General features: G+C 62.2%; 16 protein-coding genes. 7 read left to right on the top strand and 9 right to left on the bottom strand.

The window, feature by feature from the left end:
- Nucleotides 1-26: 26 nt before the first annotated feature.
- Nucleotides 27-161, top strand: coding sequence for a hypothetical protein (locus ACGHJ7_RS10515; RefSeq protein WP_390477448.1), 135 nt, complete (start codon nt 27-29; stop codon nt 159-161).
- On the top strand, nt 136-2,052 hold the full coding sequence (locus tag ACGHJ7_RS10520; protein WP_390477180.1) for an AAA family ATPase: 1,917 nt from the start codon (nt 136-138) through the stop codon (nt 2,050-2,052). Before ACGHJ7_RS10515 ends, ACGHJ7_RS10520 begins: the two co-directional genes overlap by 26 nt.
- 1 nt (nt 2,053) lies before the next feature.
- On the opposite strand, the gene lepA is transcribed toward ACGHJ7_RS10520, so the two are convergent.
- The 3 genes from lepA to ACGHJ7_RS10535 all read right to left on the bottom strand — a co-directional run bounded on the left by lepA (nt 2,054) and on the right by ACGHJ7_RS10535 (nt 8,646).
- The gene (lepA, locus tag ACGHJ7_RS10525) at nt 2,054-3,871 is read right to left on the bottom strand and encodes a translation elongation factor 4 (protein ID WP_390477183.1); all 1,818 of its coding nucleotides are present in this window, start codon (nt 3,869-3,871) and stop codon (nt 2,054-2,056) included.
- A gap of 98 nt (nt 3,872-3,969) precedes the next feature.
- Nucleotides 3,970-6,159, bottom strand: a complete 2,190-nt coding sequence (locus ACGHJ7_RS10530; RefSeq protein ID WP_390477186.1) for a putative bifunctional diguanylate cyclase/phosphodiesterase — start codon at nt 6,157-6,159, stop codon at nt 3,970-3,972.
- Nucleotides 6,160-6,249: 90 nt separating this feature from the next.
- Entirely contained in the window at nt 6,250-8,646 is a 2,397-nt protein-coding gene (locus ACGHJ7_RS10535) for an EAL domain-containing protein (RefSeq protein WP_390477188.1), read from the bottom strand.
- Here ACGHJ7_RS10535 and ACGHJ7_RS10540 point away from each other — a divergent pair.
- The 4 genes from ACGHJ7_RS10540 (at nt 8,627) to ACGHJ7_RS10555 (ending at nt 13,264) form a co-directional block, all read left to right on the top strand.
- Nucleotides 8,627-9,100, top strand: a complete 474-nt coding sequence (locus ACGHJ7_RS10540) for a hypothetical protein (protein ID WP_390477190.1) — start codon at nt 8,627-8,629, stop codon at nt 9,098-9,100. The two genes, ACGHJ7_RS10535 and ACGHJ7_RS10540, sit on opposite strands and share 20 nt — an antisense overlap.
- Before the next feature lie 127 nt (nt 9,101-9,227).
- Entirely contained in the window at nt 9,228-10,556 is a 1,329-nt protein-coding gene (locus ACGHJ7_RS10545; RefSeq protein WP_390477451.1) for an FAD-dependent oxidoreductase, read from the top strand.
- 121 nt (nt 10,557-10,677) lie between these two features.
- Nucleotides 10,678-12,366 (top strand): PHA/PHB synthase family protein, encoded by a 1,689-nt coding sequence (locus ACGHJ7_RS10550; protein ID WP_390477192.1) that lies wholly within the window; start codon nt 10,678-10,680, stop codon nt 12,364-12,366.
- Nucleotides 12,367-12,409: 43 nt separating this feature from the next.
- Complete coding sequence (locus tag ACGHJ7_RS10555; RefSeq protein ID WP_390477194.1) at nt 12,410-13,264, top strand: alpha/beta fold hydrolase; 855 nt, start codon at nt 12,410-12,412, stop codon at nt 13,262-13,264.
- Nucleotides 13,265-13,277: 13 nt separating this feature from the next.
- Here ACGHJ7_RS10555 and ACGHJ7_RS10560 read toward each other — a convergent pair whose 3' ends face one another.
- The 6 genes from ACGHJ7_RS10560 to ACGHJ7_RS10585 form a co-directional block, all read right to left on the bottom strand.
- On the bottom strand, nt 13,278-14,174 hold the full coding sequence (locus ACGHJ7_RS10560; RefSeq protein WP_390477197.1) for an alpha/beta fold hydrolase: 897 nt from the start codon (nt 14,172-14,174) through the stop codon (nt 13,278-13,280).
- Between the two features lie 38 nt (nt 14,175-14,212).
- On the bottom strand, nt 14,213-15,310 hold the full coding sequence (locus ACGHJ7_RS10565) for a DUF2855 family protein (protein ID WP_390477200.1): 1,098 nt from the start codon (nt 15,308-15,310) through the stop codon (nt 14,213-14,215).
- Between the two features lie 55 nt (nt 15,311-15,365).
- A complete protein-coding gene (gene dnaN / locus ACGHJ7_RS10570; protein WP_390477203.1) occupies nt 15,366-16,493 on the bottom strand; it encodes a DNA polymerase III subunit beta in 1,128 nt (375 codons plus the stop codon).
- Nucleotides 16,494-16,704: 211 nt separating this feature from the next.
- Entirely contained in the window at nt 16,705-17,457 is a 753-nt protein-coding gene (fabG, locus tag ACGHJ7_RS10575; RefSeq protein WP_390477206.1) for a 3-oxoacyl-[acyl-carrier-protein] reductase, read from the bottom strand.
- A complete protein-coding gene (fabD, locus tag ACGHJ7_RS10580; RefSeq protein WP_390477209.1) occupies nt 17,457-18,395 on the bottom strand; it encodes an ACP S-malonyltransferase in 939 nt (312 codons plus the stop codon). The genes fabG and fabD overlap by 1 nt, the downstream gene beginning before the upstream one ends.
- A gap of 28 nt (nt 18,396-18,423) precedes the next feature.
- Entirely contained in the window at nt 18,424-19,254 is an 831-nt protein-coding gene (locus ACGHJ7_RS10585) for an LD-carboxypeptidase (RefSeq protein ID WP_390477212.1), read from the bottom strand.
- A gap of 70 nt (nt 19,255-19,324) precedes the next feature.
- On the opposite strand from ACGHJ7_RS10585, the gene ACGHJ7_RS10590 reads away from it, so the two are divergent.
- Nucleotides 19,325-20,755 (top strand): glutamate ligase domain-containing protein, encoded by a 1,431-nt coding sequence (locus ACGHJ7_RS10590; protein WP_390477214.1) that lies wholly within the window; start codon nt 19,325-19,327, stop codon nt 20,753-20,755.
- Nucleotides 20,756-20,758 lie beyond the last annotated feature (3 nt).

Raw genomic sequence — 20,758 nt, forward strand, 5'->3', positions numbered from 1 at the left:
ATTGTCCAACTGAAATTCGCGAACAGATAGAACTCGAAACCGCCAAGCTTGAGCCCCTTTTATCGTTTCTATTTAATGATTTGAACCAATTCCCTTTTGATGGCGTCGGCGGCATCAAGGACCGTACGCAGTTGGGTGAATTTAAATATGACGTTGTATAGCCCCAGCCTCTTCATTCATCGCCTGACGGTTAAGCGAGAGCAAGAAGTCGCATATGATGCAGTATTCCATCATGGGCTAAATATTGTTGCCGGCGAAAATAGTTCTGGCAAATCAACCGTTCTAGATTTCATATTCTATGGGTTGGGCGGGGACCTATCGGAGTGGCGCGAAGCTGCATTGCTATGCACAGAGGTGATCCTAGAAGTAGAGATCAATGGGGCAAAAGCGACGCTGGTTCGCGAAATTTCCGACAAATCTGGCCAGCCGATGCGGATAGCATTGGGCGAAGAGGATCAGAATGCAGAGGGCCCGAATTGGTCTTTGCACTCGTATAGAAGGTCTGAGAAAAAAGAGAGCTTTTCGCAAGTTATATTCAGACTTCTCGGGATGCCCGAGGTAACCGGAGACACTAACAGCAACATAACTATGAACCAGATTCTGCGATTGTTATACGCTGATCAGTTGAGCCCGGTCGATCGCATATTTTTATTCCAGCCCTTTGACACCGCTCTAACCCGGCAGACCGTCGGTGATTTGCTCTGTGGCGCTTTTGACAATGCACTTTATCGTAGCCAACTTAGATTGAGAGAGGCAGAAAAGTCCCTTGCTTCAGTGACTGCCGAATGGCGAAACGCAATATCCGTCTTCGGCGGATCGGAACACGATATCTCCTCGGATTGGGTCGCAGCTGAAACTCGCCAAATTCGTAGAGAGCTTGATGAAGTTCGTGAAGAGGCATCCGCGCTGGAGGAGCGAATATTTCATGCCGAAGTATCAGATGGGCTGACTCTCGAAGAACAAAACAAAGTGTATGGCGAACTTTCTGACACTCAAGCAAAGAAGCTGCAAATCAGATCCGAGATTGACGCGCTACAGCTTGAGATGACCGATTCCGACGAATTCATTAAGGCTTTGCAATCGAAATTAGATCAACTTAGAAACGCTCAAACTACCGCTCAGAATTTGGACGGAATTGCATTTATTTATTGCCCGTCTTGCTATGCCCCGATCCAAGATGCGGGAGATCACACTTGCTCACTCTGCAAGGCTCCGTTTGATAAAAATCGTGCGCAGTCGCGCATACTTGCGATCATCAATGAAACCGGCCTTCAGATAAAGCAATCGCAGGTTCTTCAGACTGAAAGGAAGCAGGACTTAGAAAGGTTGGTCTCCAATCTCTCTGAGATTGATCGGAGGTGGGCTACCTTGGAAGCTAGATATGCTCTCCTCAATCGGTTGCCCTCTACGGAACTCAGAGCCGATGCCCGAAAGCTTTACGGTAGAGCGGGATATCTGGAACGCCAGCTAGAAGACCTGAGCGAGAAGGCGACGATTATCGAAAGGATTGAAGCGCTTTCAGACACCAAACGACAGCTCAACTCCGAAATTTTGGATTTGAAAGGATTGATTGAGGCGGGCGAAAGATCGCAAAAAATGCAATTATCAAAGGCATACTCGCGGATTTCCGATAACACCGTAAAACTGCTTCGGCGCGACCTAGACCGCCAAGACCTCTTTCAGAAAGCTGATTCCGTAGCATTTAGCTTTGGAGACGATCGCCTAGCAGTAAATGGGGAAAGTTTCTTTTCGGCAAGTTCAATGGTCTACTTACGGAACAGTTTTTTCGCAGCATTTTTTAAGTCTTCGCTTCAAGATCCAAAATTCCGTCACCCCCGCTTTCTCATAATGGATACTATTGAGGATAAAGGTATGGAGCCGGAAAGAAGCCACCGATTTCAGTCGCTCCTTAAAGAAATTAGCGAAGACTCGGAAACTGATCATCAGATTATTTATGCAACCGCAATGCTTGAACCCAGCTTTGCAGACAGCAGCTATATTGTCGATCGGTTCTACACTCACGAAGACCGGACGTTAAACTTGACTTTGTGAGCTACTCCTCCCCCATCCGCAGCGCAGCGATAAACGCTTCCTGCGGAATGCTCACATTGCCATACTCCCGCATCCGGGCCTTGCCCTTCTTCTGCTTTTCCAACAGCTTCTTCTTGCGCGAAATATCACCGCCGTAGCATTTGGCGGTCACGTCCTTGCGCATGGCGGCGATCGTTTCGCGGGCGATGATCTTGCCGCCGATGGCGGCCTGGATGGGGACCTTGAACAGGTGGCGCGGGATGAGGTCTTTCAGGCGTTCGCACATGCCGCGGCCCCGCTCCTCCGCCACGCTGCGGTGGGTGATGAGGGATAGCGCGTCGACCGGCTCGTTGTTCACGAGGATGTTCATCTTCACCAGGTCGCCTTCGCGCAGGCCGATCTGTTCGTAATCGAAGCTGGCATAGCCGCGGCTGATCGATTTCAGGCGGTCGTAGAAGTCGAACACCACCTCGTTCAGCGGCAGCTCGTAGGTCACCTGCGCGCGGCCGCCGACATAGGTCAGATTGGTCTGGATGCCGCGCCGGTCCTGGCACAGTTTCAGGATCGCGCCGAGATGTTCGTCGGGGGTGTAGATCGTCGCCTTGATCCACGGTTCCTCGATCAGTTCGATGCGGCTGGGATCGGGGTAGTCGCTGGGATTGTGCAGCTCGATCGTCTTCGCGTCCTCGTTCTTCGTCTTGCCCAGCTGGATGCGGTAGACGACGGACGGCGCGGTGGTGATGAGGTCGAGGTCGTATTCTCTGGAGAGGCGTTCCTGGATGATCTCCAGATGCAGCAGGCCGAGGAACCCGCAGCGGAAACCGAAGCCGAGCGCCGCGCTCGATTCCATCTCGAAGCTGAAGCTGGCATCGTTGAGACGCAGTTTCCCGATGCTTTCGCGCAGTTTCTCGAAATCCGCCGCGTCCACGGGGAACATGCCGCAGAACACCACCGGCTGCACTTCCTTGTAGCCGGGCAGCGCCTTGTCCGCGCCGTTTTTCGTCGTGGTGATGGTATCGCCGACGCGGGCCTGCTCAACCTCCTTGATCTGCGCGGTGATGAAGCCGATTTCGCCCGGGCCGATTTCCGGCAGGTCGGTACGTTTCGGGGTGAAGCAACCGACGCGGTCGACGAGGTGCTGTGTGCCGCCCTGCATGAAGCGGACGTCCAGCCCCTTCTTCAGCACGCCGTCGATCACGCGCACCAGGATGACGACGCCCAGATAGGGGTCGTACCAGCTGTCGACCAGGCTGGCCTTCAGCGGCGCGTCGCGGTCCCCTGCGGGGGGCGGGATCTTGGCGACGACGGCTTCCAGCACGTCCTCGATCCCGAGGCCGGATTTCGCGCTGGTGAGGACGGCTTCGGACGCGTCGAGGCCGATGACCTCCTCGATCTCCATGCGGACCTGCTCGGGCTCTGCCGCGGGCAGGTCGACCTTGTTGATGACGGGGACGATCTCGTGGTCGTGCTCGATCGACTGGTAGACGTTGGCAAGCGTCTGCGCCTCCACCCCCTGCGCCGCGTCCACCACCAGCAGCGCGCCCTCGCACGCGGCGAGGGAACGGCTGACCTCGTAGGCGAAGTCGACGTGGCCCGGCGTGTCCATGAGATTGAGCTCGTAGGTCTCGCCGTCCTTCGCGGTGTAGTTCAGGCGCACGGTCTGCGCCTTGATGGTGATGCCCCGCTCCTTCTCGATGTCCATGTTGTCGAGCACCTGCTCGGACATCTCGCGCTCGGTCAGGCCGCCACAATATTGGATCATCCGGTCGGCAAGCGTGCTCTTCCCGTGATCGATGTGGGCGATAATGCTGAAATTTCGGATCTTGGATAAATCGGTCATCGCCAGCGCAGATAGCGCTGCCGTCACCGGATGTCAGCATGGCATTGCGCCGCCCGTGACGATTGTTCGCGCGCCGGGCTTTACGGCGCTGGAGTCGCTCAGGCGGGAGAGGTTTCGATCTGCAGGAAATGGGGACGCGAGCGCGGATTGACGCCCATGGCTTCTGCAACGCCGTAGCTGCCTGCCGGCAGTGCCGCGAGCGGCATTCCAGCTGCTGCCAGCGCATAGGGAGAGACGCGGTGCCGGGTGCAGAGGCCATCGGCACCGTCGCTGATCAGCTTCGTCTCGAATTCCAGGCCCTGCGCGGCTTCCTCTGCGCGGCGGACGACGGCAACGACAAGCTGCCCGTTGCCGAGGTCGAGCACCATGTCCGTGCCTTCCGGAACGTTCAGCAGCCCTTCGATCCGGGCGCCGGTGCGCGACAGGTTGCGCATGACCACCTCGTAGCGGTGATCTTCGTGGATGACGCCGACCTTGCGGAACATCGCCTTGCGGCTTGCGCGGGCCTTGGCCGGGCCGCTGGGCTCGTACTCCAGTTCGCCGCTGGCCAGTTTCTCCATGACCGCATCCTGCGGCAGGGCCTTGCTGTAGATCCAGCCCTGGACGTGGGTGGCGCCCAGTTCCCGGACGAGATCCAATTCGTCATGCGCCTCGACGCCCTCGGCGACGGTCACCATGTCGAGCGCTTCGGCCAGGCTGACGATGGCGGTGATGATGGCCGCATTGTTGTTGCCGCCCTCGCACGCGCCGCGCACGAAGCTCTGGTCGATCTTGATCTTGTCGAATGGCGCGTTGCGCAGATAGCCCAGCGAGGAATAGCCGGTGCCGAAATCGTCGAGCGCCAGCCGCAGGCCCATCTTCTTGAGCGTCGCAAACATCTCGTGCGTCGCGTGCGGATCGCCGATGAACACGCTTTCCGTCAGTTCAAGTTCCAGCCGCTCCGGCGGGAGGCCCGACGACATCATGGCGTCGGAGAGAATGGTGGGCAGGTTTTCGTTGGCGAACTGGATGGCCGACACGTTGATGGCGACGACCAGTTCTTCCGGCCACTGCGCTGCATCGCGGCAGGCAGTCCTGATCACCCATTCGCCAAGGTCGAGGATCTGGCCCGTTTCCTCCGCCACGGGAATGAACTCTGCGGGACTGACCCAGCCGCGCTCTGGATGGTTCCAGCGCACAAGCGCCTCGAACGACTTCACCCGGTTGGTCTTGGTATCTACCAGCGGCTGGTACTGCATTTCCAGCCCGTCGGTTGCGAGGGCATCCCGCAGGTCTTCCTCGATCTGGCGGCGCCAGTGCGCGTCGGAGCTGAGGTCGCTGGAATAGAAGCGGTACTGCCCCCTCCCCCCGGCCTTTGCTGCGTACAGAGCCAGATCGCCCGCACCGACCAGTTCGTCCGTCTCGATCCCGTCGAACGGAGCGATGGCAATCCCGGCCGAGGTTCCGATGATCGCCCGCGCACCATTGATCGAATATGGCTGCGAAACCATCTGGATCAGCGTCTGGGCAAGGTCGCCCAGAGCGCCGCGATCGTCCATGTCGGGCAGGATGATCTGGAATTCGTCGCCGCCCAGCCGGCCGATCTCGCCCTTGTCGCCGATGATGCGGTCCAGTCGCTGGGCGACCTGCTTCAGCAACTCGTCGCCAGCCTGGTGGCCCAGCGTATCGTTCACCTGCTTGAACCGGTCGAGGTCGAGCATCATCATCGCGCAGGAACGCTGGCTGGCCTTCGATGCGGTGAGCAGCTTGGCCATCCGCGTTTCCATGCGGTGGCGATTGGCAAGACCCGTCAGCGCATCGTATTGCGCCATGCGATTGACGTCGATCTGCCCTTGGCGCTGCGCCGAAATATCCTTGGCGCTACCCCGGAAACCGGTGAATTCGCCCTTTTCGCAGAATTGCGGGCGACCGGAGATTTCCCACCAGATGTCCTTCTTGGTGGCGACCTTCACCGGCAGGGAATTGATGGAGTTGCGTGCGCGAAGCAGGAACGGCAGCGGTCGCTGGCGACCGTGCTCGTCATCGCTTTCGCTGATCGGCGTGGAGAAGAGTTCGACCAGCGAAAGATCGTGGAAATCGATGCCTTCACCCGTCAGTTTTTCCTGGGCAGCACGGGACAGGTAGACGATCTTGCCATTGGCATCGCTCGCCCAGAACCAGGACAGGTCGCTTTCCTCGATAGCGTCGAGCAGCTTGATTCGCCGGGGATCGGACGCGCTGTAGGCGTCAATCGGGCTGACCGGCTCTTCCGTGACGGTTGAACGGGAGAAGAACTTATTGAGGCCCATGGTCGCCCTCCCAGGCGCGCGTGAAAATCGCTGTGCACGGCGGCGGGACGCGCCGCATCCCGTTGGAAAACTGTAGGGTGTGCCGCAGCTTCATGCTTTTTTCCTGATGCCGCCGCCGACCGCGAATTGCGTGTCCGTTTTCAGGCCGACGATGCCGCCCTGCGGATCGGTTTCCAGCGCCCGCGCGAACTCCACGCCCATGCGGTCGTCCTTGCTCCACCTGGTGGTACCCGAAACGATCAGCGTCTCGCTCAGGGCAAGCCGGAAAAGCGTACCGACAGGCACGTTGTAGAGGCCTTCGACCAGCGCGCCCGTGACGGAGATATTGCGTACCGTCCCGTTATAATACTGGCCCGCGTTCTCCAGCACGATCTTGCGCAGCATCGTCTGGCGGGGCGCGCGGGCAGACTTGGGTCCGCGGGCGACCGCGGTAGGCCCGTCGCGTAGTTTCTGGCTGGCGTCGGCAAGCGACAGCGGCTTGTCGTAGATATATCCCTGCACGTGACTGCAGCCGTGCATCCGCACGAGGTCCAACTCGTCCAGTGTCTCCACGCCTTCTGCCGTCGTATCCATGCCCAGCGCCTGCGCGAGGCTGGTGATGGAGGCGATGATGGCACCGTTGCGGCTGCCGGGCTGGGTCGCGCCGCGAACGAAGCTCTGGTCGATTTTGATCTTGTCGAACGGAGCGGTTTTCAGATAGCCGAGCGACGAATAGCCGGTCCCGAAATCGTCGAGCGCAAGCCGGACCCCTATTTTCTTGAGAGCGCTGAACATCGCGTCCGTGCCTTCGTCGTCGCTCAGGAACACGCTCTCGGTAATTTCCAGTTCCAGCCTGGAAGGAGAAATCCCGGCGTCGGAGATGGCGCGGGTGATGACATTCGGCAGGTCGGGGTTGGAGAACTGCAGCGGCGACACGTTCACCGCGCAACGTATGTTTTCCGGCCAGCTGGCAAGGTCCAGGCACGTGCGGCGAATGGCCCAGGCGCCGATATCCTGGATAAGGCCGGTATCCTCTGCGATCGGGATGAACTTGTCGGGCCGGATGGCCCCCTGCTGCGGATGGAACCAGCGGATCAGCGCCTCGAAACCGGTGATTGTCTCGCTCGAGCATTCGACGACCGGCTGATACTGGATGTCCAGCGCGTCGTTCTCGATCGCCTCGCGCAGATCCTCTTCCAGCTTGCTGCGTTCCTCGGCTGCGGAATGCAGGTCCTTGGCGTAGAAATGGTAACGCCCCCTGCCCCCGTCCTTCGCCGCATACAGCGCGAGGTCGGCGTTGCGGATGATGAGGTCGATATCCTTCGCATCGTCCGGGCTGATCGCAATGCCGATCGACGCGCCGATGACCACGCGGTGTCCCTCGATCGAATAAGGCTGCGAAAGCGACCGGATGATGTCGGCGGCCAGCTGCGCAAGCATGGCCCGGGGATTGCGTCCGGGCAAGATGACCTTGAACTCGTCCCCGCCCAATCGGCCGACCCGCCCGCTTTCGCCCACCGCGGCATCCAGACGCTGCGACACCTGTTTCAGCAGCGCATCGCCCGCCGGATGGCCCAGCGTATCGTTGACGTGCTTGAACCGGTCGAGATCGAGAAGGAACACGGCGCATTCGCGGTTCTGTTCCTGCGGAGAGGACAGGATCTTGTTGAGCGTCTGCGACATCTGGAACCGGTTGGCGAGCCCTGTCAGCGAATCGAAGTGGGCCAGCCGGGAGGCATGTTCCTGGCTGCGCTTCTTCTCGGTCAGGTCCGTCCCCGAACCGCGAAAGCCGCAGAAATTCTTGAAATTGTCGAAGACGGGCCTACCGCTTATCGACCACCAGCGCTCGCCATCGCCGGTCGCCGCCTGCACCGCCAGTTCCTGGAATGCAGAACGTGCCGACAGGTGGAAGTTGACCGACCGCTCGCCTTCGCGGTTGTCATTGCCCATCTCGAACAGGTCGAGGATCGGGCGCCCGAGAAGTTCTTCCGGCGTGGTGCCCAGATGCTTCGCAATCGGCGGCGACAGGTAGGTAAGCTGGCCCCGCCGGTCCGTTTCCCAGAACCACCCCTGACGCGTGTTCTCGTAATCGTTGAGAATATCGACGGCACGGTTCCGGATACGCGCATCGGCAAGATTGCGCTCCGCCCGCTCGCGGTCGACACGCATCTGGTAACGGCCGGTAAAATAGCAGAGGACGACGAAGATCGCGAGGACGAGGTAGGCAGAAGGACTCTTCGACAGGAAGACGAAGGGGCTCCACACCGCGATCTTCCACCCGAACAGCGCAATCGCCCGGCCCGATAGCAGGACGGCGGACACGGCGGAGATCGACACGATGGCCCCGACGAACAGGAAGGTCCCGATCCTGCCAGCGAATGCTTCTATCGCGAAACCGAACCCGTACATCAGCGCCGGCACCACGACCACGGTGGACGCGGCGGCGAACGACACGTTTTCGTCGCGCGGCGTGTCACGCTCCCACGAGTTGAACCAGCGCGTCGCCACTGTCAGCAGAGGCGCCAGGGCGAACAGGATTATCGCCGGCAAGGAAGGCAGCGACACGTTTATCGCGAAGGCCGTCACGGCCGACGACAAGTATGCCGCCGCCATCAACCACCAGTTCGTCGGCAGCATGTATGTGCCCTTGGCGGCAGCGCGGGGCGACGGTGTCAGCCTGTTGCCCGAACGATCGCGGCGATCGGTCGTGCGGGATTTTTCGGAAGCGCTGGCTTTGGGTTCGGGTTTGCGCGTTTTCGATGACGAGGCCTTCGGGGACTCTCCCCGGCGGGCTTGGCGCGCGGCACCGGACGTCTTCTTCCGCGCGCGCGCGGGGGCATTCACGCGCTTGCGCGGTGCCCGGGGCGACGCGCGCTCCGAAGGGTCCTTGTCTTTCATGCCGTTTCCATGCGCGACCAGCGGTTTAAAAACCTTAAACCGCACACTTTCCGATCTCGGTTAATCGCTTGTCAGCCATGACCGGCTGACGCAGTCTGTTTCCTGGCGATTTCGGTGCCCTGCCCTTGTGCATGGTAGGCAGCAGGGTCATGATCGCAGCGCAGGATCGCTGCCATATCGGGGGAGAGAGCATGCGGCATATAGCCATCGTGGGATCGGGGCCGGCAGGATATTACACGGCGGAAGCCGCGCAGAAGCTGTGGGGCTTCGATGTCCGGATCGACGTGTTCGATTCCCTGCCCGTGCCCTACGGCCTCATCCGTACCGGGGTCGCACCCGACCACCAGTCGATCAAGGGCGTGGCCCGCAGGTTCGAGAAAACCGCGCTCACGGAAAATGTGCGGTTCGTGGGCAATGTGACGGTTGGTCAAGACGTTAACATCGAGACGCTGAAACAGCTCTACCACGCGGTCGTGCTGGCGACCGGAGCGCCCCGCGACCGGGAGCTGGATATTCCCGGCAGAGAGCTTGGCAACATATTCGGCAGCGCCGCCTTCGTCGGCTGGTATAACGGGCATCCTGACTTTGCCGATCTCGCGCCCGACCTGTCCTGCAAAAATGCCGTCGTCATCGGCATGGGCAATGTCGCGCTGGACGTTGCGCGCATCCTGGCGAAGAGCAGGCGTGAATTCGAAGGGGCCGACATCGTCGATCACGCGCTGGACGCACTCGATGCATCCAGGCTGGAAACCATCACCATCGTCGGGAGGCGCGGCCCCCACCAGATCATGATGACGCCCAAGGAACTGGGGGAACTGATGGACCTGGAACGGGCCAGCCCGCGGGTGGAGCCTGCAGACCTCCCGCCCGAGGGCGAGGATTCCATGGTGGAGCCTGGCCTTCGCAAATCGGTGAAACTGCTGCGCGATTTCGCAGCCATTCCGGAAAATATCCGCGGCGAAAAACCGATCGCCATAGACTTCGACATGTTCGCCAGCCCCGTGGCTTTCCACGGAGAGGGGAAAGTCACGCAGGTCGAGATCGAGGAAACCTCGGTCGAGGCCGGGCGCGCGGTCGGCACGGGCCGGACCTATCGCGTCCCTGCCGACCTCGTCGTCACCTGCATCGGTTATCGCACCTCGCCCATCCCCGACGTCCCGTTCGATGAACGGGCCGGGCGGTTCGCAAATGACGAGGGGCGCATCCTGCCGGGCCTCTACTGCGTCGGCTGGGCACGCCGGGGCCCCAGCGGCACGATCGGGACGAACCGGCCCGATGGCTATGCCATCATCGACCGGATCGCGGAGGACTTCGAGAGCAGCGCGATTTCCTCCGTCGCCAAACTCGGGCGCGAAGGCTTCGATGCCCATGCAGCCGAAACAGGGCTCGACCTCGTGACCTTCCGCGACTGGCAGAAGATCGACGAAGCGGAAATCGCCGCTGCGAGGGATGGCGCGCCGCGCCGCAAGTTCACCGCCGTGGAGGAGATGATCGCTGCCCGCGACGCGGCCCATGATTGACGATGCTCGTAGTCAGGCCCGCACGCGGAACGCCCATCGCGCCTGAGTGGTTGAAGACGAGAAACAGCAAACGGACACCGCCGAAAAAAGGCGGGCCGATAGAGAGAGGATGCTGCACGACATGACGACCGAGCTGGAAAACGAAGCGGCCCAGTCCACCACTGCGCTGGGGCCGCTTATCGGCCTGACGCGGGAAGACATTATCGGGGCCGTTGCGGTCCTGCTGCGCGAAACCGCTTCCGACCCGCAGCGCCTGATGCGCCACAGCCAGGCGATGGGCATGGACATGATCCAGATCATGACGGGAAAGAGCGAACTGGCCCCCCACCCCAAGGACAAGCGGTTCATGGACCCGGCATGGCGCTACAACCCCTTCATGCGGGCGGGCGCGCAATACTACCTCGCCGTGCAGAAGGGCATGGCGAACTGGCTGGAAGAGCTGGACCTGGACGACCTGGAGAAGGACCGCGCCCGGTTCATTTCCAACATCATCATCGATTCCGTCGCTCCCACCAACACGCTGCTGGGGAACCCGACGGCGCAGAAGCGCATGATCGACAGCGGCGGCCTGTCACTGATCAAGGGGCTGAAGAACGCCTATACCGACCTCACCCAGAACAAGGGGATGGTGAGCCAGGTCGACAAGCGCCCGTTCAAGCTGGGCGAGAACGTCGCCACGTCGAAAGGCTCGGTCGTCCTGCGGACCGAGATGATGGAACTGATCCAGTACACCCCGACAACGGACGAGGTGTACGAAATCCCGCAGCTGACCATCCCGCCGCAGATCAACAAGATGTATATCAACGACCTGTCGCCGGAAAAATCCATCGTCAAATGGCAGGTCGACAACGGTATCCAGACCTTCGTCATCAGCTGGCGTAACCCGTCAAAGGAACAGGGCGTCTGGGACATGGCGGACTATGTCCGGTCCTGCCGCGAGGCGATGGAGGCCGTCGCCAATATTACCGGCGCGAAGAAGGTCAACGTTTCTGCCGGCTGTTCCGGCGGGCAGACCGCCGCAATGCTCGCCAGCAAGATGACGGCCGACAAGGATGAGCTTCTGGGCGCTCTCACGCTGATGGTCTGCGTGCTGCACCCCAAGCAGAACGATATCGAGGCAGGCTCCCTAATCAGCGAAAACGGTCTCGCGCTGGCCAAGCGGCGGGCGGCCAAACAAGGCGTTATCAAGGGCGACGACCTTGCCCGCGGCTTTGCGTGGCTGAGGCCCAACGACCTCATCTGGAACTACGTCATCAACAACTACCTTCTGGGCGAGGACCCGCCCGCCTTCGACGTGTTGTTCTGGAACGCGGATGCCACCAATCTCTCCGCCAGCCTGATGGGCGATTTCCTGACCGTGTTCGAGACGCTCGCCTTCACGAAAACAGGCGAGGTCGAGATGGTGGATCACAAGATCGACCTGTCCAAGGTGAAGAGCGACCTGTTCATCCTTGGCGGAGTGACCGATCACATCACTCCGTGGAAAGCGACCTATCGGTCCACCCAGCTGTTCGGTTCCAAGGACGTGACCTATGTGCTGAGCCAGTCGGGCCACATGCAGGCGATCCTGAACCCGCCCGGCAATCCCAAGGCGAAGTTCTACGTCCAGAAGAAGAAGGGCAAGCTGCCGGATACCGCCGACGAATGGCTGAAAGGCACGGAGGAAGTCGCGGGAAGCTGGTGGCCTTACTGGATGGAATGGATCCAGGCCCGCGCCGGGGACAAGAAACCTGCGCCGGGAAAGCTGGGCAACAAAAATCACAAACCTCTGGACCCGGCGCCCGGTCTCTACGTAGTGGAGGAAGTGTGATCGCCTTCGCGGTTGCAGCATAACCCAAAGGAAGGTCGCCAGCATGACAGCATCCAAGGACGAACCGATGACCTGCGAGATCGGGATCGAGCAGGTCGGGGGACGGCAATTGCGTGTCGCGCGCTGGCGGCTGGACGAGCCGAGCGAGCACCTGCCCATCCTGTTTTTCAACGGTATCGGCGCCAATATCGAGGCGGTGGCACCGCTGGCGGAAGCGCTGACCGATCGCGGCTTCATCATGTTCGACATGCCGGGCACGGGGGAAAGCCCCGATCCGGTCCTGCCCTACAACCCCTTCACGATGAGCTGGACCGCGGCCAAGCTCCTGAAGAAATACGGCATCGAGGAATGCGATGTCATGGGCGTCAGCTGGGGCGGCGCGATGGCCCAGCACTTCACGCTGCAGCACCCCGGCATGGTCCGGCGTCTCGTGCTGGCGGCGACGACGGCGGGCATGCTCATGGTGCCGGGCAATCCGGCCGCCTTTACGAAAATGGCCAATCCGCGGCGCTATATCGATGCCGATTACATGAACGAACACTTCGCCGCGCTGTATGGCGGCGCACTGAAGGACCCCGATGCCAAGTCGAGCCATATCGGCCGGCTGAAACCGCCGTCGCCGCGCGGCTACATGTACCAGCTTATCGCGATGCTGGGCTGGACCAGCCTGCCCGCCCTGCCCTTCCTCGGCAAGCAGACGCTGATCATGATGGGCGAGGACGACCAGATCGTGCCGCTGACCAATGGCAAGATCCTGAAAGCGGCCATTCCGAACTCGCGGCTAGAGGTCTTCGAAGGCGGCGGCCACCTGTTCCTGCTGACCCATGCGGACGAGAGCATTGCGAGTCTGAAGGGCTTCCTCGACGCGGCGGAGGAAGACGCGCTGGAAGCGGCCTGACCCGGGCCGTTTCTCAGGCCCCGCCGGGCAACCAGCGCTCCAGAATGTCATTGACCGCGCCGGGGGCGTCCTGCTGCACCCAGTGGGACACGCCGGGCAGCCGCTCTATTGTCAGGTCGGGCACCCATTCCTGCGTTCCGTCGAGGCAGTGAATATCGATCGCGACGTCCTCCTCGCCCCATACCATCAGTGTCGGCACCTCCACCCGGTAATCGCCTGGATCGACCACGTCCTGATGGCGTAGCAATGCGCGGTAGTAATTGACCATCGCCTGCCGCGCGCCGGTCCGCGCTGCCGCCGCGTCATAGACCGCGCGGATCTCCGGTCCGAAATTGGCCCTGTTGCAGGCGCTGGACGCGATGATCGAGCCTGCGGTCCTGCGTGCCAGTACCGTCTCCGGCAGTTTGGGAAGCTGGAAGAAGAAGATGTACCAGCTCTTCCTGAACTGCCGCCATTTTCCGATTTCCCGGATGGAGCACATGGGATGCGGCACGTTCATGATGACCAGCCGCTCCAGCGGGCGCAGTTTCAGGATGGCGAACATCCACGCGACGATGGCGCCCCAGTCGTGGGCGACCAGGGTCACCTTCTTCGCGCCGCTCGCTTCGATCAGAGCCGCGATATCCTGCGTCAGGTGGTCCAGCGCATAGTTGCGGACGGCACCTGGCCGGTCGCTCGCGCCATAGCCGCGCATATTGGGCGCCCACACGCGGTAGCCCTTCGCGGCGAGTAGCGGGATCTGGTGCCGCCACGAATAATGCAGTTCGGGGAAGCCATGGAGGCAAAGGGCGAGGTGGTCGCTTTCCACCGGCCCCGCTTCCGCGACTTCGAAGGTCAGGCCGTTCGCCTCGACGAAGCGAATGGCGATGCCGCTGTCTTCAGGCGGGTTCCAGCTCGGCTGCCTGTCCATTGCTCGCCCCTTTCTTGCAGCCCCGCATCGCTTCCCGGTCAGGGTTCGATCACGATCCCCGACGCCGGGTCGATATCGCCGCCGGCCATTTTCACGAACTGGTCGCGGGCGGCGGAAAGGCCCGAATGCCTCTCGATGGATACCGTGTCGCCGACATCGGCGAGAAAGCCGTGCCACGCGGCTGCGACACGCTTGCCCGCTTCCTCAGGGCCCAGTTCCTTGAACATGGCCACCGCGTGATCGGGGGCGAAGAACAAAATGGGCTTGGGGCCCGGCAACCCTTCCTCGCCGCCCATGCCGCCGTTTCCGCGTTCCTCAATATGGGTCGCACCGACGAGGCAGGAATATTTCAGGGCATCGCCCAATTGCCGATGAATGGTCGCTAGAAGGGCGGCATTGCCTGCAAAATCGACGGAAACGCTAGGCTCGGCGGGCAGGCTGCCTGCCGCGTCGTAGGACAACACCTCGTCATAAAGGCCCGTTTTCTCGACGAATTCGACATTACCTGCCGATGTCAGGCCGATCCGGCGAATGCCGGGCGAGTTCTGCCTGGCAACGCTGGCGAGGCCCATCGCTGTCTTGGACGATGCGCTGGTCAGGATCATGCGCTGCGCGCCGAACCATTCCTCGCCGCGCAGGAAATACTCGATCAGGAAACCGGTCTTGAACAGCGGGCCGAAGATCATCCGCTCGCCTTCGCGCCCCGGGTCGTGCTCAGGGTCCGCGGCGAGGCGGGAATACTGGTTGTAGACCGGGCTCATCGGCTGGCGATGCTCTGCCGCATCGATGAAACCGTGGGGCGTCACCTTGCCCGGCACGATGTCGAGATGGGTCGCCATCGGAAGGTAGCCGTAGACCCGTTCGCCCACGTCCAGGCCGCTGCCATTGTCCTCGATCACGCGGGCATGGCCCCACATGGGCACGATGCCCTTCTCGGAGCCCTTGCCATCCGATGCGGGGAAGAAATTCCAGTATCCGAACCCGTCGCCCACCACGGCATAGGTCACGTTGTTGGCCGTGACCGAGAAGCTTTCCACCGCCAACCGCGCGCCGCCTTCCGGCACGGGCGCGGTATCGACCTCCACCAGTTCGGCATTGGTAATGACTTGCTTCTCGACTTCGACCTGCTGCGGCATCGCGATTCTCCTTTTGCGAAGGAGTGCTAGCGCGCAGTGGCAGGCTTGGCGAGGGCTACACCCGCATCGGCATCAATACATAGAGCGCCGGGCTGTTCTCGTCCTTGCGGATCAGCGTCGGCGCGCCCGGATCGGCGAGGTGAAGCTCGACCACGTCGCTGTCGATCTGGCCGAGAATGTCCTTCAGGTAATTCGCGTTGAAGCCGATTTCGAACCCTTCGGCCTTGTATTCGCCCGCCAGTTCCTCCGACGCCGTACCGTTGTCGGGCGAAGTGACCGACAGCGTCACCTTGTCGGTGTCGAGACCCATCTTCACCGCGCGCGTCTTCTCGGTCGCGATGGTCGCGACGCGGTCCACGCCTTGGAAGAAGCTTTTCGGATCGACCTTCAGCAGCTTGTCGTTTCCGGTGGGGATGACGCGGCTGTAATCGGGGAACGTGCCGTCGATCAGTTTCGAGGTCAGGACCATGCCGCCTTCCCCGCCCATGGTGAAACGGATTTTGCTGGCCGACAGGTCGATCTGGACATTGCCGTCCATGCTCTCTTCCAAGAGCTTGCGAAGCTCGCCCACCGCTTTGCGCGGGACGATGACGTCGGGCATCCCCTCGGCACCATCGGGCCGGTCGAGCGTGAAGCGGGCAAGGCGGTGACCGTCCGTCGCTGCCGCCTTCAGCACCGGCCTGTCGTCATCCGCCACATGCAGGAAAATGCCGTTGAGGTAATAGCGCGTCTCCTCGGTCGAGATCGCGAAGCGGGTGCGGTCGATCATGTCGGCCAGCGTCTTGGCCGGGATCTCGAAACTGGTCGGCAGGTCGCCTTCGACGATGACGGGGAAATCGTCCTTCGGCAGGGTCGGCAACTGGAACCGGCTGCGACCGGCCTTCACCGTCATGCGGTTGTCCGCCGTTTCCAGGCTGACTTGGCTGCCATCGGGCAGCTTGCGCGCAATATCGAACAGCAGGTGCGCGGACACGGTGATCGCGCCTGGGCTGTCGACGCTGGCCGCGGTCATCGTTTCCACGACCTGCAAGTCGAGGTCGGTCGCCATCACCTTCACGCTGCCGCCGTCGCTGGTATCGATCAGGACGTTGGACAGGATCGGTATCGTGTTGCGCCGCTCCACGACCGACTGCACGTGGGACAGGCAGCGCAGCAAGGTGGCGCGTTCGATGGTGGCCTTCATCGGTAATTCCCCTTCACACGGCGAGGAGAAATGCGATTCCCCGCCGCAAACATGTCGTCCCTACCCTTACCGCCGCCAAGGCCACGGGCAAGCGTATAGGGCGCCATAGAGGCTTCTGCTGGGGATAAAGCGGGGGAGTTCGCCCCCGCGCTGCTCACCGGCCTTCAAACGGGCCTCCAAACCCCTCCCCGCCGGGCGGCGGGGACGCGGATCAGCCCATCATCGCCATGCCGCCATTCACGTGCAGCGTCTGGCCGGTGACATAGCCTGCCTCGCGGCTGGCGAGATAGGCGACCGCGGCGCCGATGTCGTCGCCCTCGCCCATCCGCGCCATCGGGATGCGTGCGTTGATCGCGCTCTTCTGATCGTCCGTCAGCTCGTCCGTCATGGCGGTCCGGATGAAGCCCGGGGCGACGCAGTTCACGGTGATGCCGCGGCTGGCCAGTTCCTGCGCCAGCGATTTGGACATGCCGGTCAGCCCGGCCTTGGCCGCGACGTAGTTCATCTGGCCCGGATTGCCCGTTGCGCCCACCACGCTGGTGATCGAGATCATCCGGCCGAATTTCGCCTTCATCATCGGGCGGGCCGCGGCGCGCATCAGGCGAAAGGCGCTCTTAAGGTTCACCTGCATGACCTGGTCCCATTCCTCGTCCTTCATCCGCATCGCCAGATTGTCGCGCGTGATGCCGGCATTGTTGACGAGGATATCGAGCGAGCCCAGCGTGTCGATCGCCGCCGGGACCAGTTCATCGACCTGCGTCTTGTCCGTCAGGTTGCAGGTGATCTCGACATGGTCGCCGCCGACTTCCTCTATCAACTGCTCGCGAAAGGCGCGCAATTTCTCGCCATTGGAGCCGGAGAGCGCCAGCCGTGCCCCCTGCCGGGCAAGCGAGACGGCGATGGAGGAGCCGATGCCGCCGCTGGCGCCGGTCACGAGTGCAGTCATTCCTTCGAGCGAGAACATCAGCCGATCTCCTTTGCGAGGGCTTCGATATCTTCCATGGTGACGACGCTGGTTGCAGAGGCGTCGGGCGCGATCTTGCGGACCATCGGGCCCACGACCTTGCCGCCCAGTTCGACGAAATGCTCGTTCCCGGCTTTGAACATGGCGGTCACGCTTTCGCGCCACCGGACGCGGCCCGTCACCTGGTCGACCAGCAGGCGCTGCTCCTCGGCAGGGTCGCTGACGGCAGAAGCTGTAACATTGGCATAGATGGGAACCGTGAATGCCTGCGGCGGCGTGTTCGCGAGCGCCTCTGCCATCGCATCGGCGGCGGGCTGCATCAGCGTGCAATGGAATGGCGCAGACACCGGCAGCAGGATGCCGCGCTTGATCCCGTGATCCTTGACCGCTGCAACCGCGCGCTCGATCGCGCCGCGATGGCCGGAAATGACGACCTGCGCCGGGTCGTTGTCGTTTGCGACCTGGCAAACCTCGCCCTCGGCCACGGCGTCACACAGCGCCTGCGCTTTCGCAAGATCGGCGCCCAGCAGGGCAGCCATGGCGCCCTCGCCCACCGGAACGGCCGCCTGCATCGCCTGCCCGCGCAGTTTCAGCAGCCGGGCGGTATCGGCGAGCGAGAATGCACCGGCGGCGCACAGGGCCGTGTATTCGCCCAGCGAATGGCCTGCGACGCAATCGGCCTTGTCTGCCAGCGTCAGGCCGCCTTCCTTCTCCAGCACGCGCAGGGTGGCGATGGCATTCGCCATGATGGCGGGCTGCGCGTTTTCCGTCAGGGTCAGCTGGCCTTCCGGACCCTCTGCCATGATCTTCGACAGATTCTGGCCCAGCGCGTCGTCGACTTCCTCGAACACCTCGCGCGCATGGGGGCTGGCCTTGGCGAGGTCCGTGCCCATGCCGACCTTCTGGCTGCCCTGGCCGGGAAAAATGAATGCGGTCATGAAATTGCTCTCCTGCTTGGACGCGCCGCTAGGAAGCGCCGAACGGGCTGGCAAGTCCGAACGGCACAATCCTGTTGGCAGCTGTGTGACCGATTTCGGCGCGGCCGAGATAGGGGATGCCGGCACGGTTGCACCAGAATTCCGCGATCTGCTCCGCCGTCTGGCCGAACTCGCGGTCGTTTTCCGGCACGTTCGTGACCGAGCCGAGCCGGAGGCCCGCAATGCGTGGCAAGGTATTGGCGAGGCTGAAAAACAGCCGGTCGATGGCATAAAGGTGCTCGCTCACCTCCTCCACCATCACCACGTGGCCCGACAGGTCGGGCAGCAACGGGGTATCGACCAGCATGGCCAGCGTGATGAGGTTGAACGCGACGACCGGCGTCTTCCCGTCGAGCGAGGGTTCCAGCCCGCTATTGTCGCCGCCGAACCAGCGCAGGACACGCGAGACCGCCTCCCGTCCGCCTTCGCTTCGGGCACTGACCGGCATGGAGCCGTGGACCGGCTGTCCGATACCGTGGCGATAGAGCGCGGCGAGCAAATATCCCATGTCGGAGAACCCGACATAGGTCTTTGCCCGCGCCGCATCGTTCATCCGCGCGATCGCGGCCTCTGCAATGCGGTTCGATCCGTATCCGCCCTTCGCGAACCAGACGACATCGTAGTCGGGGTGGTTGGCGCATTCGACCAGCGCCTGCATCCGTTCCAGGTCGGTCCCTGCGAAATGAGCATGACTGCTGAAGCACTGGTCGTGGAACCACACTTCGCAATCGGGGAAATCGTCCGCCACCAGTTTCCGCATGGCGTCGGCGTGGGCGGGCGTGATCGCCGTTGCAGGGGCGCAGATGGCTATACGTGTCATGTGAACAACCCATGCCGCACCTCGGTTCATGGTTGCAAGGTCCGCGCTTCGCGCTAGTCACCTTTCCGCTATGACCGACCTGCCCGAACCTGCCGCCGACCTGACCGCCCGCCCCTGGTTCTTCTGCGGCATCGGCGGCTCCGGGATGCAGCCCCTCGCCGCCATCCTGAAGGGCCGCGGGGCCGAGGTTGCAGGCAGCGACCGCAGCTTCGACCAGGGCCGGACGCCGGAAAAATTCGCTGCGCTGGAACGGCAGGGCTTCACCCTGTTCCCGCAGGACGGCAGCGGCATCACGAGCGAGGAGCAGGTGCTGGTCGCCAGCGCGGCGGTGGAAGACAGCGTTCCGGAAGTGCAGCGGGCGAAGGAACTGGGCGTGCCGCGCATGACCCGCGCCGATCTCAATGCCGCGCTGTTCAATGCCAGTGCAATAGGCATCGCCGTGGCCGGCACCAGCGGGAAGTCCACCGTGACGGGAATGCTCGGCTGGATCCTCGAGGCGACCGGCCATGCGCCGACCATCATGAACGGCGCGGTGATGAAGAACTTCGTCAGCGAGGACCGGCCCTTCGCCAGCGCGGTGGTCGGCAGCGATGCCCTGTATGTCTCCGAAGTCGACGAAAGCGACGGGTCCATCGCGCAATACCGGCCCGGTGTCGGCGTGCTGCTGAATGTCAGCCTCGACCACAAGAGCCTGGAGGAACTGCGCGACCTGTTCGGCAATTACCTCGCCGCGTCGGGCACGGCGGTCATCAACACCGACAATGACGAGGCGCTGCAACTGCTGGGCCGGGCGGACAATGCCATCACTTTCGGTGTGGAGGACAAGGGCGCGACCATCGGGATCGCGCCGGGAAGCCATGCGGACGGCCCGGTCCGGCAGGCGGCGCAGGTTATCGACCGGCGTGACGGCAGCACGCATGCGCTGATCGTGAACATGCCGGGCCGCCACAACCTGTCGAATGCTCTTGCCGCAATTGCCGGGGCCCATGCCGCCGGGGTTCCCGTGGCCGACGCCGCGGCAGCGTTGTCCGGCTTCAAGGGGCTGGCCCGGCGGTTCGATATCGTCGGCGTATCGCCGGGCGGTGTGACCGTGATCGACGACTTCGGCCACAATCCGGAGAAATGCCGCGCCACCTTGCGCACGCTGAAAGCGCATCCGGGCCGCGTCCTCGCCTTCTTCCAGCCCCACGGATACGGCCCCTTGCGCCAGATGGGAGAGGAACTGGCCGAAACCTTCGCCCACGAACTGGGCCCGGATGATCTGACGCTGCTGTGCGATCCGGTCTATTTCGGCGGCACGGTCGACCGCAGCCAAGGTAGCGAGCGCATCGTCGACCTCATCGCGAAAAACGGCGGACGGGCCATGCACATCAATACGCGCGAAGGCTGCGGCGACTGGCTGGTCGCAAACGCGAAGCCCGGCGACCGCATAGCCATCATGGGCGCACGCGACGACACGCTCAGCCTGTTCGCAGCCGAAATTCTCTCGCGCTTGGAATAGACG

The sequence above is a fragment of the Altererythrobacter sp. MTPC7 genome, assembly GCF_042851395.1.
Taxonomy (GTDB): domain Bacteria; phylum Pseudomonadota; class Alphaproteobacteria; order Sphingomonadales; family Sphingomonadaceae; genus CAJXSN01.